This is a genomic window from Rahnella sp. PD12R, assembly GCF_019200965.1.
Taxonomy (GTDB): Bacteria; Pseudomonadota; Gammaproteobacteria; order Enterobacterales; family Enterobacteriaceae; genus Rahnella; species Rahnella laticis.
The window spans coordinates 168625-184721 of sequence record NZ_JAHTMS010000006.1; the positions used below are offsets into that span (position 1 = coordinate 168625).

Sequence of the window (16097 nt, forward strand, 5' to 3'; positions counted from 1 at the left end):
AACAGGCGGGTGCCGTTACCGGTAACCCGCCTGTGCGAGACTCAATTTCAGACTACACGCCGGGCTCCAAAATGAGCCCGGAAAATCATTTCAGCAGGAAGCTGGTTTGTTTCACATCCTGAGAATCTAAGCCTACGAATACGTTGAACTTTCCGGGTTCAGAAGCCCATTTCAACTTGTCGTTGAAGAAACGTAAATCCTTTTCATTGATCGCAAATGTAACGATTTTCTCTTCACCCGGTTGCAGGGTGATTTTTTCAAAATTCCTCAGCTCTTTAACCGGGCGGCTGATTGAAGCCGCGACGTCCTGAAGATACAGCTGAACCACGGTTGCGCCGCTGACTTTACCGGTGTTTTTCACCGTCACGCTGGCGGTCAGCGGGTGTCTGGCATCCATGGTGGTGGAAGACAAACTCACGTCAGACACGCTGAAGCTGGTGTAGCTCAGGCCATAGCCAAACGGGAACAGCGGGCCATTGGTGATATCAAAATAGCGGGTGGTGTATTTGTCCGGATGCTGCGGATTAAACGGACGCCCGGTATTCAGGAAGCTGTAATACAAAGGAATTTGGCCGACAGCGCGCGGGAAGGTCATCGGCAGCTTGCCTGACGGGTTGTAATCGCCAAACAGAACGTCGGCGATCGCATGGCCGCCTTCGGTACCGCTGAACCAGGTTTCCAGCATCGCATCAGAGATTTCGTTTTCCCACGTCAGGGTCAGTGGGCGACCGTTCATCAGCACGATAACCAGCGGTTTTCCGGTGGCTTTCAGCGCTTTCAGCAGGTCGCGCTGGCTTTGCGGAATGTTGAGTTCAGAACGGCTGGAAGCCTCGTGCGCCATGCCCTGTGCTTCACCGACCACGGCCACCACGACATCGGCTTTCTCAGCCGTTTTCACCGCTTCGTCGATCATGTCCTGTGGTTTTCTCGGGTCGTTGATCACCTGTTTTTCGTAGGAATTGAGGAAATCGACCATTGCCTGATCGTCGGTGACATTTGCCCCGCGCGCGTAGAGAACGGTGCCTTTATCGCCGAGCACATCTTTCATGCCCTGCAATACGGTCACGGCCTGATCGGCTTTACCGGCGGCAGACCAGCTGCCCATCACGTCACGTTTGCTGTCAGCCAGCGCACCGACCACGGCGATGGTGCCTTTCTTCGCCAGCGGCAATGTCTGGTTGTTATTTTTCAGCAGAACCAGAGAAGTACGTGCGACTTCGCGCGCTTCGCTGCGGTGCAGACGGCTTTCGGCATTGGTGTCGGCCGGGTCGCTCGAGGCCGGGCCTAAATGGCGGTACTCATCGACAAACAGGCCCATGTCCCATTTGGCGGCCAGCACGTCACGGACGGCGCGATCGATATCCTGCTGGCTGACCAGACCGTCGGCGAGTAATCCTTTCAGATACTTACCGTACATGTTGTCGGCCATGTCCATATCGACGCCCGCTTTCAGCGCCATTGCGGCGGCCTGACGATCGTCTTCGGCCACGCCATGTTTCACCAGCCCGCCAATCGCGCCATGATCGCTGACGGTCAGGCCTTTAAACTGCCAGTCGTCGCGCAGAATGTCTTTCAGTAGCCAGGTATTGGACGTCGCCGGGATCCCGTTAACGCTGTTGAGCGCAACCATCACACCACCGGCACCGGCATCAATTGCGGCTTTGTACGGCGGCATGTAATCGTTGAACATGCGGGTCAGGCTCATATCGACGGTGTTGTACTCACGGCCACCTTCGACCGCGCCGTACAACGCGTAGTGTTTCACGTTAGCCATGACGGCATCGGGTGCAGACGGATCTTTGCCCTGGAAGCCGGTGACCATTTCGTGCGCGAGGCGTGAGGTCAGATAAGTGTCTTCGCCGAAGCCTTCAGACACACGGCCCCAGCGCGGGTCACGGGTGATATCCACCATCGGCGCGAAGGTCATGTTCAGGCCATCGGCGGCGGTTTCCACGGCAGCGATATGTGCGCTGGTGAAGACTGCCTGCATATCCCAGCTGGCGGCGAGGCCAAGGCTTATCGGGAAAATCGTGCGCTGTCCGTGGACAACGTCATAGGCATAGAAAGGAGGAATTTTCAGACGGCTGTTTTTGACTTCATCCTGCATACGGCGGATGTCTGGCTTCGTGACCGTATTAAATACCCCGCCGACTTTACCGGCCTGGATATCCGCCATGATGGCTTCTTTTTTATAATCCGGGCCAACGGTGACCAGATTCAGCTGACCAATTTTTTCATCAAGGGTCATTTTTTTCATCAGGTCGGCAATGAACGCGTTGCGTTCTTTTACCTGATCCTGCGGGATACCCGTTGTTTCAACGGCGAGTGACGAGGCAGAGCTTACCAGTAACACTAACGCGCCAAGCACGTGATGCGTATTCATCGGAATTCCTTCAGCCATAAGCAGGGGTGCCAAAATAGTGGAAATTCAGCAGCCTGAAGCAAACAAAACAATGATCATTCTGGGAAAAGTATAGTGTGAGAATCTAATACGACCGTTCAACTATTAGCAATGAATAGTTTAGGGCGTCCGCACATTATCTTTTTATCCTTCGGGACAGTGCGCAATTTACAGGTAATCAGGCAGATAGGTACAAAAAGACAGTCGATGCATCCCGCAAATTTTCAAATTTAGGATTAGATGAGGCAACGGTGCGCAAATAAGCAACAAAATCGCGGCGGGGTGAAAGAAAAGGCGCAATAAAAAGGGCAGAACGTGACGTTCTGCCCTCTTAAAATCGTAAATACCGATCAGAGAATAAGATTAATAGTAGTAAGACATATCGGTCGGGGTTTTGCTCATGACGTCAAAGAAAACCTCTTTCGTCGTGGACCAGAACTGAGCAATCGCCACGGCGTTATAGCTCATTCCCATCAGGCTCATCACGAAGAAACAGGTGACGGTGAGGCCGATACCACTGCAAACAAACGCCATGGTATTCCGGCTGGACTGGCGGCAAACAATATTAAGCTGGCTGGTGCAGAACATTAAAAAGGCGCTCAGCAGTTCCCAGCGCATCATGATAAATCCGGCAGTTAAAGTACCCATCGATATAAATCCTTACTCACTACAGCCGTTTGCACGAAGCCAAATCAGCCTGAAGGCTGCTACCGCTGGTTGGCAATGGGCTTTACTGAAGAAAATGGTGAAGTTAAATAGTGTGACGACGGTCACATTATATCACCGGGTTTTCGTTGTGAGCAAAAAATGTTCGGCTGTACTCATGCAAAATAGGCATAACACACCGCCATAAATAGCCGGTGCGTTATGAAAGGAGGGAATGAAGGGATTTCAGGCGCCGTAGCCCATGACCTGCAACAGGTGCTGAGCCTGCTGAACGGCTTCCTGACGGTGAGCGACGCCCAGTTTTTGGTACAAATTGCGGATATGCGTTTTGATGGTGGTCGAGGCAACGTCCAGCTCGCCGGCAATCTGATCATTGCTGTAGCCGGAATAAATTAAGCCAAGTACCTGCCATTCACGCTGGGTCAGCGGGCTGGTGCGGATAAGCTCCGGTACCTGCGGATGGGTCAGCAGTTTATTCACGAAGCCTTCGTCGAAGTGCGCAAATTTATGGCGATGGTGCTGATTAATTTCCCGCAGAATTTGCTGTGCGCGGCGCTGTTCCAGCTCCGGCAACAGATTGAGCTGAATCAGCTGACGCAGCTGTTGCGCCATCATTTCCCCTTCAATGACGAAATGGCTGACAAATCCGGTGCGGTTCGCCAGCCCGAGCGCTTCAATTAACACGCGCTGTGCGTCACTTTTGCGGCCTGTGTGCCAGTAAAGCAGGTTACTCAGCAACAGGTTTCGGTTCAGGTCGCTGGTCAGGCGCAGCTGACGGGCGTTCTGATTCAGCTCGTCGAGCACCACTTCCGCTTCATCAAACTGTTCCAGCAAAATCTGCACGCGGGCAATATTGCGCCACTGGCCCTGCTGGAAATGGTTGTCCGCCATGTCCGGTTTACGCGCCTGTTGCAGCCACTGCCGCGCGGCAGTTTTATCGCCGATCATCTGCCAGTAAATCACCCGCGGCTTATCAGTATTGGTCATCCAGTCGATGTGATACTGACCGGTTTTGAGCAGGCTTTCACAGCGCTGTAAATGATGATGTGCATTGTCGAGCTGGCCGCGTGCCAGAGAACATTTCGCCAGCATCGCCAGACACTGCAACTGCTGCTGTGGCTGGAAGTTGGTCAGCACGTCGAGCCCCTGACGCGCCGCGTCTTCGGCATCATCCAGACGGGACCACGACCACAACAATTGCGAACGCAGACGCAGTAAAAATTCATGCATCGGCAGCTGTTCAAGATGCTGTTCGCGCACCAGCTCAAAGGCGCGATCCTGCATTTCAAATGCGGCCTGTAAAAAGCCCTGAGCAATCAGAATTTCGCTCTGTTGCAGCAGCGCCCATAAGGCGTAGTGATAGGCCTCGTAGCGCCGCGCGATTTGTTCGGTTTGCTGCATCAGCGGCAGCGCACGGGTTAAATCACCTTTGCAGTGCTGGATTTCGCCCGTCACCGACGTGGCAACAATGCGGCTGTAGTAGCTTTCATACGGCAGGAAACGCAGGGCGTCGGCGGCCAGTTTTTCAGCCTCATCCTGACGGCCATCGTTGATCGCCACCTGCGCACGCAGGGCATCAAATTCTGCCGTCAGATCCTGTTCCATCACGATATTGCGTTGCTGCATTTCGCTTTCAGCACGCGCCAGCAGCGCTTCCACTTCGGCATAACGGTGCTGACTTTGTGCCAGCCAGGCCTGCAACAGCACCAGTTTTGGATTCTGAATCAGGCGGTCGTAAGGCAGCGCGGCGAGGCACTCTTCCAGCAACGCCAGTTCGCTCTGATTAAACAGCGCCCAGGCATGTTGCAGCAGAATATCGCGCAGCATATCGGTGTCTTCCGCGCCCAGCGCATGGTGGATGGCTTCGGCCGGGAAACCCTGAGCCAGCCAGCCTTCGGCAGCCGCGCGGTGAATCTGCGGCAGCTCGGTCGCCAGTTCCCACTGGCAGCGCTGACGCAAAAAAGTCGCAAACAGCGGGTGGAAGTTAAACCATTCGCCTGTGTCATCCATACGGTGAATAAACAGCCCCTGACGCTCCAGCTCTTCCAGCCGTTGCTGACCGTTGTCGCCTCCGGTCAGCCGCACAATCAGGGCGTCGTTCATCGAACGCAGTAACGAACAGCGCAGCAGAAAATCGCGGGTTGACGCATCAACGCGATCCAGCACTTCGTCCACCAGATATTCGGATAAATGGCTGGCGTTCAGTCCGGCCAGTTTGCGCGCGGATTGCTGCGTCGATTGCTGCGAAGAGGTGGTCGACTGGCGCGCCGAAAGTGCAATCAGCTGCAACGCCGTGGCCCAGCCTGCGACGTCATCGCACAGGCGGCTGCTGTCGGCCTGATCAATCGGGTCTTTAAGACGGTTATCGAAAAACTGCTGCGTTTCCGGGTGCGTAAACGCCAGATGCGAGGCATTGAGTTCAAGCAGTTGCTCGCGCACACGCATATTGGCGATGCCCAGCGGCGGCAGGGTGCGCGAAAGCACGACCAGCGAAATGTTTTCCGGCTGATGACGCAGGAAGAAACGCATCCCTTCGTGGATGGCGTCGTTGGAAATGAGGTGATAATCGTCGATCACCAGCAAAAGCGGGCGGTGCCAGTCGGAAAGCTCCACAAACAGCTGCGCAAACAGTGCGGATAAACTCGCGTACTGATGCTTCTGGCTCAGCGCTTCACTTTTCACGCAATGACCGCCGCAGGCGTGCTGCACGGCGGCAATCAGATAGCTGGCAAAACGCTCGGGCTGATTATCGCTTTCATCCAGAGAGTACCAGCCGAGATCGCTTTTTCCCGCTGCCCAGTGTGCCACCAGCGTCGTTTTCCCATAGCCTGCCGGGCTGGCGACCAGGGTCAGACGGTAATTTGGCGCAGTCGCCAGCTTCGTCAGCAGACGATCGCGAACCACTGTATTTTGCTGCCGCACCGGGCGGCTCAATTTCGAAGGGATCAGCATTTTTTACGATTCTTTTGACGGTGAACAGAAGGGGCGATCTTTATTTCACAGCGTGTAATTAATCACTTTTTCTAAAGTCCTCCTTTGAAACATTGATTGCAAGAATGTTACGTTTTTACATGTCGTTAAGTTGCTCTGTATCACAAATTTCAATGAGAGTTTTCCCACGAACACCTTGTAAGCCCGTCTCCTCCGGCTACGCCCCGTTTCTCCTCCCTGCCTAATCTTTAGCGGGATGATGCTGCTCTTCAGGAGAAGCTTCAGCATAGTGATTATCAACCTAAAACTTTTCCCACAAATTCCCGGATAAAGAGGCATGTGATGCAGGTGACTTTGGATAAGACGCAGTTTTTAGCCGCGCTAAAACGCCAGTGGCAGGGATTCGGTTTACAGCAGGCGCAGGACATGACGCCACATCAGTGGTGGCAGGCCACCAGCGGCGCGCTGTCAGAACAACTCAGCGCGCAACCCGCGCCGGCAGCCACAAAGCACCCGCAGCGACACGTCAATTACATCTCGATGGAGTTTCTGATCGGGCGTCTGACCGCGAATAACCTGATCAACCTCGGCTGGTATGAAACGGTGCAACAGGCGCTGAAAGAGCAGGGCGTGGAACTGGCGGATGTGCTGGAACAGGAAACCGATCCGGCGCTGGGTAACGGCGGCCTGGGGCGTCTGGCGGCCTGTTTCCTCGATTCGATGGCGACCGTCGGGCAACCGGCGACCGGCTACGGCCTGAACTATCAGTATGGCTTATTCCGTCAGTCATTCAGCGAAGGTCAGCAGCAGGAAGCGCCGGATAACTGGCACCGCGTAAGCTACCCGTGGTTTACCCATAACAGCGCGTTGTCCGTGGACGTTCAGTTTGGCGGCAAGCTGGTGAAAAATGAGCAGGGCATTGAGCAATGGCATCCGGCGTTTTCCCTGCGCGGCGAAGCCTGGGATTTGCCGGTAGTCGGCTATAAAAATGGCGTCACGCAGCCGCTGCGTTTGTGGCAGGCGACCGACGTGCATCCGTTTGATCTGACCTTATTTAACGACGGCGAATTCCTTAAAGCGGAACAGAAAGGCATCGATGCCGCTAAACTGACCAAAGTGCTGTATCCGAATGACAACCACGATGCGGGTAAGCGCCTGCGTCTGATGCAGCAGTATTTCCAGTGCGCGTGCTCGGTGGCCGATATTCTGCGCCGCCACCATTTCCTGGGCCGCAAAATTCAGGATCTGCCGAAGTTCGAAGTGATTCAGCTAAACGACACGCATCCGACGATTGCAATCCCGGAACTGCTGCGCATTTTGCTGGATGAACATCAGCTGGACTGGGACGCCGCGTGGGCGATCACCAGCCAGACCTTCGCTTACACCAACCATACTCTGATGCCGGAAGCGCTCGAATGCTGGGATGAAAAACTGGTCCGCAGCCTGTTGCCGCGCCACTTCTCGCTGATCAAAGCTATTAACGCGCGCTTTAAAAAAGTGGTCGAAAAACAGTGGCCGGGCGACAAAGCGGTATGGGAAAAACTTTCAGTTCATCAGAACAAACAGGTGCGCATGGCGAATCTGTGCGTGGTCAGCGGCTTTGCGGTGAACGGCGTTGCAGCGCTGCATTCCGAACTGGTGGTCAAAGATCTGTTCCCGGAATATCACCAGCTGTGGCCGAACAAATTCCACAACGTGACCAACGGCATCACGCCGCGCCGCTGGGTAAAACAGTGTAATCCGGCGCTGTCGGCGCTTATCGATGACACCCTGAAAACTGAATGGGTCAACAATCTGGACGCGCTGAAAGGGCTGGAAAGTTCCGCTGACGATGCGGCGTTCTGCCAGCGTTATCAGCAAATTAAGCGCGAAAACAAGGTGCGTCTGGCGGAGTACGTCAAACACACAATGGGCCTGACGCTTAACCCGGACGCGATTTTCGATGTGCAGATCAAACGCCTGCACGAGTACAAACGCCAGCATCTGAACCTGCTGCACATTCTTTCGCTGTATCGCCAGCTGCGCGATAACCCGGAAATGGACATGGTGCCGCGTGTGTTCCTGTTCGGCGCGAAAGCGGCACCGGGTTATTACCTGGCGAAAAACATTATCTACGCCATCAATCAGGTGGCCGAAAAAGTGAATAACGACCCGCTGGTGCGCGACCGCATCAAAGTGGTGTTTATCCCGGATTACCGCGTGTCGGTGGCGGAGCTGATGATCCCGGCGGCAGACGTTTCTGAGCAGATTTCTACTGCCGGGAAAGAAGCTTCCGGCACCGGCAACATGAAGCTGGCGCTGAATGGCGCAATGACCGTTGGCACGCTCGACGGCGCAAACGTCGAGATTGCGGAACAGGTTGGCGAAGAGAATATCTTCATCTTCGGCAATACCGTCGATCAGGTGAAAGCGTTGCAGGCCAAAGGCTACGATCCGCTCAAAATCCGTAAGAAAGACAAGCATCTGGATAAAATTCTTAAAGAGCTGGAAAGCGGCTTCTTCAGCAACGGCGATAAACAGGCGTTCAGCCTGATGCTCGACAGCCTGCTCGGCGGCGGTGACCCGTATCTGGTGCTGGCGGACTTCGCGGATTACTGCGCGGCACAGCAAAAAGTCGATGCCCTGTACCGCGATCAGGACGAGTGGACGCGCAAAACTATTCTCAATACTGCCCGCGTCGGGATGTTCAGTTCCGACCGATCGATTCGCGATTATCAGCAGCGGATCTGGCAGGCGAAACGTTAAGGAGCCCGCATGGAGAACAAAGTACTGGAGCAGGCCGCCAGGGAGGCGGGTATTTCCTCTGGTTTCATTAATGCACATGGCAAGCAGCAGGCTATCGCGTCGGAAACCAAGCGCGAACTGTTGTCGGCCATGGGCTGGAAGGCCGGGCATCGCCCGGCTGCAACACCGGTTCCGCCGGTCAAAGTCTTTGTCTCCGGCAGCCGTCTGGCGCTGCCGGTCAGCGGAGAAGGCGAATTTGGCTGGACGCTGCAGCTGGAAAACGGCGCAACCCAGCAGGGCCGGATCAGCGGCAAAATGACGCTGGCGCTGCCGGGGAAAATTCCCGCCGGTTATCACCAGCTGACGCTGACGCAGGACGCGCAGCAGTGGGATTGCCGGGTGATTGTCGCCCCGAAACGTTGCTACGAACCGGACGCTTTGCTGGCCGGTAAAAAACTGTGGGGCGCCTGCGTGCAGCTTTATACGCTGCGCTCGGAAAATAACTGGGGCATCGGCGATTTCGGTGATCTTAACCTGATGCTCGAAAACGTCGCCCGGCGCGGCGGCGCTTTTGTCGGCCTCAATCCGATTCACGCGCTGTATCCGGCAAACCCGGTGGCGGCCAGCCCGTACAGCCCGTCTTCGCGCCGCTGGCTGAACGTCATTTATATCGACGTCAGCGCGGTAGACGATTTTAAGCAGAGTCAGGAAGCCCAAATCTGGTGGAACCAGCCGCTGACACAGCAGCGTTTACAGGCCGTCCGCGCCAGTGAATGGGTGGATTACGCCGACGTGATGCCGCTGAAACTCGAAGGTTTACGGCTGGCGTATACGCATTTTCGTGGGCGAAAAACGCAGGATCCGCAGGTGAAATCGCTGGCCAGTTTCGTGAAACAGGGCGGCGAAAGCCTGTATTTGCAGGCGGCGTTTGATGCGTTGTATGAGCATCTGGCGAAAGAAACGGATGTCGCGCTCGGCTGGAACCGCTGGCCGGAAAAATATCACGATGCCCGTGGCCCGGCGGTTCGCGCATTCTGCGAACAACACGCTGAAGATGTGGAGTTTTATCTGTGGCTGCAATGGCTGGCGGAAATCCAGTTCGAAAACTGTTATCGCACCAGCCAGCAGCAGGACATGCCGATGGGGTTATACCGCGATTTAGCGGTGGGCGTTGTCGAAGGCGGTTCTGAAACCTGGGGCGACGGCGAGCTGTATTGCCTGAAAGCCTCGGTCGGCGCGCCGCCGGACATTCTCGGGCCGCTTGGCCAGAACTGGGATCTGCGCCCGATGGATCCGCATGTGATGGTGAAGCGCGGCTATCAGCCGTTTATCGATTTACTGCGTTCGAACATGACCAGCTGCGGCGCGTTGCGTATCGATCATGTGATGACGCTGCTGCGTTTGTGGTGGATCCCGGCCGGAGAAACGGCGGATAAAGGCGCGTATGTGCAATATCCGGTAGACGATCTGCTGGCGATTCTGGCGCTGGAAAGTCAGCGTCACCGCTGCATGGTTATCGGCGAAGATCTGGGCACCGTGCCGGTGGAGATCGTCAGCAAGCTGCGCGAGGGCGGTGTGTATTCCTACAAAGTGCTGTATTTCGAGCGCGATGAGGAAAACAACTTCCGTGCGCCGCAGTCGTACCCGGTTCAGGCGATGGCAACCATCACCACGCACGACCTGCCGACGCTGCGCGGTTACTGGCAAAGCGACGATCTGGTGCTCGGTAAAACGCTCGGGCTTTATCGTGACGAAGACGTTTTACAGGAACTGTACGCCGACCGCGCACGTGCGCGTCAGGGGCTGCTCGACGGGTTGCATCATTACGACTGTATCCCGAAGAAAACCGGGCACAAAGCCGCATTAATGGAAATGACGCCGGTGCTAAACCGCGGCCTGCAACGCTACGTCGCCGACAGCGCCTGTGCGCTACTCGGCCTGCAACCGGAAGACTGGCTCGACATGGACGCGCCGGTCAACGTCCCCGGCACCAGCGACGAATACCCGAACTGGCGCCGCAAACTTTCCTGCACTCTCGAAGAAATGTTTGCCGATGAGCAGGTGAATAAACTCATCAAAGACCTCGATAAACGCCGCCGGAAAGTGTCGGTGAGCTGAAAACAAAGAAAGCGAGAAAAGGGTTTCTGCCGTTACGGGGGAACCCTTTTTTGTGTTTTGAACCTCATTCATCAGACCTGCCTGGAATCTCCGTTTATCTCAGTAAAAAGCCTGCATTTCCCCTTATAAAAAGGGGATTACAGAAATAAAAAATGAAATCGATTAATAAATAACAGGCTTTGCAAAATATTATTCTGTCAGCAGGGATTATAACGGTGATCACAATAATGATATAGAGTGGTTATAACGTAATGTAATTGTCACGCAGGCATGATTTAATTATAGGTGCTATTTTTATCCGATAATTGTTATTAAATATTTCAATTCTGAACGCCATTGAATTTACATTTGATTGCATTACAAACAATCCGGATGTTATTTGCACTAAAATATACATTTTGTTTTTTAGTTTTACATTTCAAAATAACAATGTCGAATTATTAATCCGCATATATCTTTTTCTTATAGGGAACTTTCTGAATTTTCACTTTGTCGCCCGTCTTACCTATGTTAATTATTTATACGCGGCGCAAGACCGCTCACACATCACATAAATAATAATGACAGGGTAATAATGAACAATTTAAAAGCGTCAATGTTAATTGGCGGTGTCGTGCTGTCGGCTTTATCGGCAAGTGCGCAGGCCGAGATTACTGTTTTAGATAAAAATCCTCAGAGTAATTCTTTGCTGGCACCGTTAAGTTTACAGGTGGGCGGGAGTATTCGTCCTGAGTGGATTTTCAATAACGGCGAAGAGCCGGGCTATTATAAAAATGGTCATGACGGCGGTACACGTTTCCGTTTCCGTGGTGATTATAAACTAACGCAAGACACCTCCATTATCGCTTACTACGAGCTGGGTGTGGACATGGCGCACCTGCTGGGCATGGACGGACACTATGAAGAAGGCGCACGTCGCGATACTCAGCGTCAGTTATATGCCGGGTTTAAAGACGACCGTTACGGCACATTAACCTACGGCCACCAGTACGGGATTTATTATTCCGTCGTCGGGATTAAAAGCGACGTCTGGGATAACGATGGTCACGCGGGCGGTACGGGAATTGGTATTAACGGCAACTACGACGGTGCTAATAAACCGAAGAACAGTATTAAATATACCAACGACTTTGGCCCTCTGACGTTATATGCAAACTATTTGCTGCCGGAAGATCAAATCGCTGCCGGTGAAAATCAATATTACCGTCGTAATAATGGCGGCGGTTTAGGTTTCGATTATAAGCTGACCAAAGATTTAGTCTGGAGCGCAGCCTATAGCGTGACCGACGCGACAGTTAAAGATAATCAATACAATGAAAAAGATTATCACCAGCAGCTTTCCGGTACTGCGTTAACCTGGCAGCCGGGTAACTGGTATATCGTCGGGACCGGCAGTTATTACAAAGACTTTGTGCCAAGCACGCGCGCCAATCCGGTGGATCATTACTTCGCAGGCAGCGGCTACGGCGTTGAAGGTTTCGTCGGTTATACCTTTAATATCGACAAACCGTTCCTGAAATCTATTCAACCTTACGTCGCAGCCGATTCCCTGCAACTGAAAGGCGGCGAAGATTTCCATGCAAATCACACCTATTTCGGTGCGGGCACCACGATCGGTTACGGCCTGTCAGTTTATGTAGAACGCACACTGGCGCATTCTACCGATGGCGAACCGGATCAGACCTGGGTTACCGTGTTCTACGATTTCTAATTACCGATTGCCTCGTGTTTTCAATTGCCAGCGCCGAAATGCGCTGGCTTTTTTACGCCCTGAATCCCGGCGTTATGCCGCCAGCGGCTCTTCCTCTACAGCGATGTCATCATCGGTAAACGGCAGTTCCAATGCCAGATTAAGCACCTCTAATCGCTCACAAAGAATATAGCCCAGCAAGTCTTTGGCCTGTGCGTTATCCAGCGTCACGATCGCATAAGCCAATGCGCGGCATTGATCGACGATCTCTTCGAGTTCCAGCTGTGTATTGTCATAAAGGTCAGACATGGGCTGCCTCCTGTGCGGAGGTGTTGAGCAGAGCGGTAGTATAAAATTCCATTTTAATTCTCCAGCTGATAGTTGATTAACTACCTCCAGAGACGCTAATCCCGATGGTGGTAGCTCAAACAGCGTTAGCGTTCCGGCCAGTCTGGAATCCGGTGCCTCCTGAGAAGCCACTGCCTGAGCCACCATAATTTGGGTGAGTGCAGACCGTACCACATTTGCTCTATTTTCATAGAGTTGATGGCACCAAACTGGGACAGAACGCTAATTCTGACTGCGGGTTTTGCCGCAGTGAGGAGAGACTACATCATGGGAATTTATACAGTAAGAAGAATTTTTAGGCAGTTTTCATTCTTGCGAGATGTCTTGGAAAAGGGATGTAAATGAGATGAAAATCTCTTTAAGGAGGAATGAAATAACGGGCAGCAAACACTACGTTTTATTCATAAAAATTTGAAATCAATGAGGTAGCTGGCATAGTAACGTGAACCCCTAAACTTCGATAAAACAGACGGATATTTCCTATGGCTGGCGTAAACCATTGGACTCGCGATCAATTGTTGGTGGCGTTTACTCTCTATAGCCAAATTCCTTTTGGTAAATTGCATTCTAAAAACCCCGATATTATTCATTACGCCGAGCTTATAGGCCGAACACCTGGGGCTTTAGCAATGAAGCTGGTGAATCTGGCAAGCCTTGATCCTTTCATTATTGAATCTGGCCGCACAGGCTTGAAAGGTGCTTCAAATACTGATCGAGAACTCTGGAAGGAGATGAGGCTAAACACTGAAACGTTCGATTTCGAATGTTTGCGTGCGATGAACAAGCTCGACAAACCTGCAACAACTTTGCATGACAGTGGCCCCGTAGATTTCAGTGGACGAGAAAGAACGACTATCGTTAAAGCGCGTGTCGATCAGCAGCTATTTCGCAAAAATGTTCTTGCGGCCTATGAATATCGTTGCTGTCTTACGGAGTTGGAAGAACCAGCCCTACTGGTTGCAAGCCACATTCGGCCTTGGGCTGATGCTGTCGAGCATCGTTTGAACCCAAGTAATGGGCTATGCCTTTCAAGTTTGCACGACAAAGCATTCGATCGCGGATTGATATCTTTTAATGCGCATTTAGAAATGATCGTCTCGCCAAAGCTCAAGAAGCTGACCAGCGATATTGCGATTGAGAATTTTGCTAAATATGAAGGGAAGCAGTTAAGAATGCCGGTAAGTTATCCGCCTGACATGAGTCAACTGAAGTATCACCGGGAAAATATTTTCTTGATTTGAATCGAAATTTATACACTACTATGCATTATCTTTTTTAAGCATGTAATGTTCAATAAGGTGAGGTTATATGATTGATTTCATGAGTTCATTTTGGCCTAACTTTGCATCTACTCTAGCTGGAGTCGTTATCGGTTTTCCTGTGGCAATTTTTGTAAATCAGAAAGTAATAAATCAACAAAATAAAATAACTGTTCAAAAGAGTAATGATCAATTAAGAAAATCGTTACAGGTGTTATTGGGTGCTTTTGAATATAATGAACCAATTCTTAAAAGAATTATGGAGCTTGCTTTTACTGGACGTGTAATGCGTAATTCAGATTTGCGTATCACAGTTTGGGACGTTGTTGGACAAAATTTAATGGTTAATGGCTGTGAGCCAGACTTGCTCCAGTTGCTGTCTCACCATTGGCTAAGGCTAAAAAGATTGGAAAGTTTGAACGAAAGTATGTTTGCCCGAGAAGTTGGCGATTTGAAGCCATTTAATGAAAAAGAAATGTATTTGGAAACCTATGGTGAGCTATATGTTAATGCGAGAGAGTTATCAAAGCATTCCAAAGAAATTACTCAACGTCTTAAAATAATGCTTAGTTGAAAATTACCATCAATAAAATAATTGGTTTGATTCCTTGCTAAAGAGCCCTTTGCAACTTACTTGAAGAGGGAAAAAGGCAAAAGTATTATTTTTTGAGTCGTTTTAAATAGAAGATAAGTATTGCATTGTAGCCAAACAAAGTGATGCAGAACGAATGATTAGTAATGTATAATCTGAAGATAACTATTTTGACTAACTAATTGAAAAATAAGAGATTTACATGAAAAAGGTTTATGCGGTGGATTTGTTTTGTGGTGCGGGAGGCTTCTCTTTAGCCGCACTGAACTCAGGAGTAGCCATTTTGGCTGCCGTAGAGTTAGACGATGATGCTAGCGCAACCTATAAAAAAAACATCATTGACAAACGTTCACTCGAAACTCGCTTATTCAATGAGGATATTTTCGAGATCAATATTGATGATTTTATTGGAAAGTTAAATTTTGAAGGTGAACTTGATCTTTTGATTGGTGGTCCTCCTTGTCAGGGTTTTTCTTCGCATAGGATCAATGATCAAGGTGTAGACGACCCACGAAATGAATTGTTGATTAGGTATTTTGATTTTGTAAATAAGTTGAAGCCCAAAGCATTCATTGTTGAAAATGTTCCAGGTCTGCTATGGGAAAGACATAAGTCTTATTTAGATCGCTTCAAAGAAATAAGTGAAGAAAGTGGATATGAAATACTTGGTCCAGTTAAGTTGAATGCGAAGGATTATGGTGTTCCTCAAAATAGAAGTCGGGTATTCATACTTGGTATCAAAAAGGGAGAACAGTTTGACAGAACTCAATGGCCACCTAAAGCTACTCATTTTAAGCCAAAAAAAGGTACGCCAGAATGGCGTAATGCCTCAGAAGTTTTTGAAAAACCTACAGTAGAAGAACTTGATAAAATCAAACTCGTCTTGGGCGAACATATTTCTAAATCACTTATTTTTGGAGAGGGGCTAAGGCCATTAACTGAAGATGCTTCAGCTATCCATATGACACATACACAAGCTTTAACAGAGCGTTTTATATCTACTCCAATAAATGGGAGTAGATGCGATATTGATTTTCGCTTGCCTTGTCATGTTGGTGATTATCTTGGTCATAAAGATGTATATGGCAGAATACGCCTAGCACAACCAGGACCAACAATGACTACTGGATGTTTTAATCCCTCAAAAGGACGATTTTTGCATGCTTGGAAGCACCATGGAATAACCATTAGGCATGCGGCAAGGTTACAAACCTTCCCCGAGGATTTTATTTTTACTGGTGGTATCACTAACCAAGGTAAACAGGTTGGAAATGCTGTACCAGTAAAAATGGGCGAAGTTATAATAAATACAGTGATGGATATGATTAAAGTTAAATCGGTAGACTAAACCTACAGAGGATAATTAAA

At 50.8% G+C, this 16097-nt stretch carries 10 protein-coding genes; 6 read left to right on the forward strand and 4 right to left on the reverse strand.

Annotated elements, in window-relative coordinates; genetic code table 11:
* Window positions 1–85: 85 nt before the first annotated feature.
* From bglX to malT, 3 genes are all read right to left on the reverse strand, one after another.
* A complete protein-coding gene (gene bglX, locus KWG64_RS13735) occupies window positions 86–2383 on the reverse strand; it encodes a beta-glucosidase BglX (RefSeq protein ID WP_218522193.1) in 2298 nt (765 codons plus the stop codon).
* Between the two features lie 381 nt (window positions 2384–2764).
* Window positions 2765–3049 (reverse strand): YjcB family protein, encoded by a 285-nt coding sequence (locus KWG64_RS13740; protein WP_152325242.1) that lies wholly within the window; start codon window positions 3047–3049, stop codon window positions 2765–2767.
* 243 nt (window positions 3050–3292) lie between these two features.
* The gene (malT, locus tag KWG64_RS13745) at window positions 3293–6019 is read right to left on the reverse strand and encodes an HTH-type transcriptional regulator MalT (protein WP_218522194.1); all 2727 of its coding nucleotides are present in this window, start codon (window positions 6017–6019) and stop codon (window positions 3293–3295) included.
* Between the two features lie 321 nt (window positions 6020–6340).
* Here malT and malP point away from each other — a divergent pair, with 321 nt between their 5' ends.
* The 3 genes from malP to KWG64_RS13760 all read left to right on the forward strand — a co-directional run bounded on the left by malP (window position 6341) and on the right by KWG64_RS13760 (window position 12551).
* Complete coding sequence (malP, locus tag KWG64_RS13750) at window positions 6341–8743, forward strand: maltodextrin phosphorylase (protein WP_218522195.1); 2403 nt, start codon at window positions 6341–6343, stop codon at window positions 8741–8743.
* 9 nt (window positions 8744–8752) lie between these two features.
* A complete protein-coding gene (gene malQ / locus KWG64_RS13755; protein ID WP_218522196.1) occupies window positions 8753–10840 on the forward strand; it encodes a 4-alpha-glucanotransferase in 2088 nt (695 codons plus the stop codon).
* A gap of 574 nt (window positions 10841–11414) precedes the next feature.
* Entirely contained in the window at window positions 11415–12551 is a 1137-nt protein-coding gene (locus KWG64_RS13760) for a porin (RefSeq protein WP_152325238.1), read from the forward strand.
* Between the two features lie 72 nt (window positions 12552–12623).
* Here the strand turns inward: KWG64_RS13760 and KWG64_RS13765 are convergent, their stop codons facing one another.
* On the reverse strand, window positions 12624–12839 hold the full coding sequence (locus tag KWG64_RS13765) for a hypothetical protein (protein ID WP_195813638.1): 216 nt from the start codon (window positions 12837–12839) through the stop codon (window positions 12624–12626).
* Window positions 12840–13360: 521 nt separating this feature from the next.
* Between KWG64_RS13765 and KWG64_RS13770 the strand changes: the two genes are divergently transcribed.
* The 3 genes from KWG64_RS13770 to KWG64_RS13780 all read left to right on the forward strand — a co-directional run bounded on the left by KWG64_RS13770 (window position 13361) and on the right by KWG64_RS13780 (window position 16077).
* Window positions 13361–14119 (forward strand): HNH endonuclease, encoded by a 759-nt coding sequence (locus KWG64_RS13770; protein WP_218522197.1) that lies wholly within the window; start codon window positions 13361–13363, stop codon window positions 14117–14119.
* A 67-nt stretch (window positions 14120–14186) separates the two neighbouring features.
* The gene (locus KWG64_RS13775) at window positions 14187–14711 is read left to right on the forward strand and encodes a hypothetical protein (RefSeq protein ID WP_218522198.1); all 525 of its coding nucleotides are present in this window, start codon (window positions 14187–14189) and stop codon (window positions 14709–14711) included.
* Window positions 14712–14931: 220 nt separating this feature from the next.
* Window positions 14932–16077, forward strand: coding sequence for a DNA cytosine methyltransferase (locus KWG64_RS13780; RefSeq protein WP_218522199.1), 1146 nt, complete (start codon window positions 14932–14934; stop codon window positions 16075–16077).
* The last annotated feature ends 20 nt before the right edge of the window (window positions 16078–16097 follow it).

Excerpts from the sequence above, each read along its gene's own strand:
- bglX (WP_218522193.1), bottom strand. The coding sequence starts at position 2,383 with ATGAATACGCATCACGTGCTTGGCGCGTTAGTGTTACTGGTAAGCTCT.
- KWG64_RS13740 (WP_152325242.1), bottom strand. The coding sequence starts at position 3,049 with ATGGGTACTTTAACTGCCGGATTTATCATGATGCGCTGGGAACTGCTG.
- malT (WP_218522194.1), bottom strand. The coding sequence starts at position 6,019 with ATGCTGATCCCTTCGAAATTGAGCCGCCCGGTGCGGCAGCAAAATACA.
- malP (WP_218522195.1), top strand. The coding sequence starts at position 6,341 with ATGCAGGTGACTTTGGATAAGACGCAGTTTTTAGCCGCGCTAAAACGC.
- malQ (WP_218522196.1), top strand. The coding sequence starts at position 8,753 with ATGGAGAACAAAGTACTGGAGCAGGCCGCCAGGGAGGCGGGTATTTCC.
- KWG64_RS13760 (WP_152325238.1), top strand. The coding sequence starts at position 11,415 with ATGAACAATTTAAAAGCGTCAATGTTAATTGGCGGTGTCGTGCTGTCG.
- KWG64_RS13765 (WP_195813638.1), bottom strand. The coding sequence starts at position 12,839 with ATGTCTGACCTTTATGACAATACACAGCTGGAACTCGAAGAGATCGTC.
- KWG64_RS13770 (WP_218522197.1), top strand. The coding sequence starts at position 13,361 with ATGGCTGGCGTAAACCATTGGACTCGCGATCAATTGTTGGTGGCGTTT.
- KWG64_RS13775 (WP_218522198.1), top strand. The coding sequence starts at position 14,187 with ATGATTGATTTCATGAGTTCATTTTGGCCTAACTTTGCATCTACTCTA.
- KWG64_RS13780 (WP_218522199.1), top strand. The coding sequence starts at position 14,932 with ATGAAAAAGGTTTATGCGGTGGATTTGTTTTGTGGTGCGGGAGGCTTC.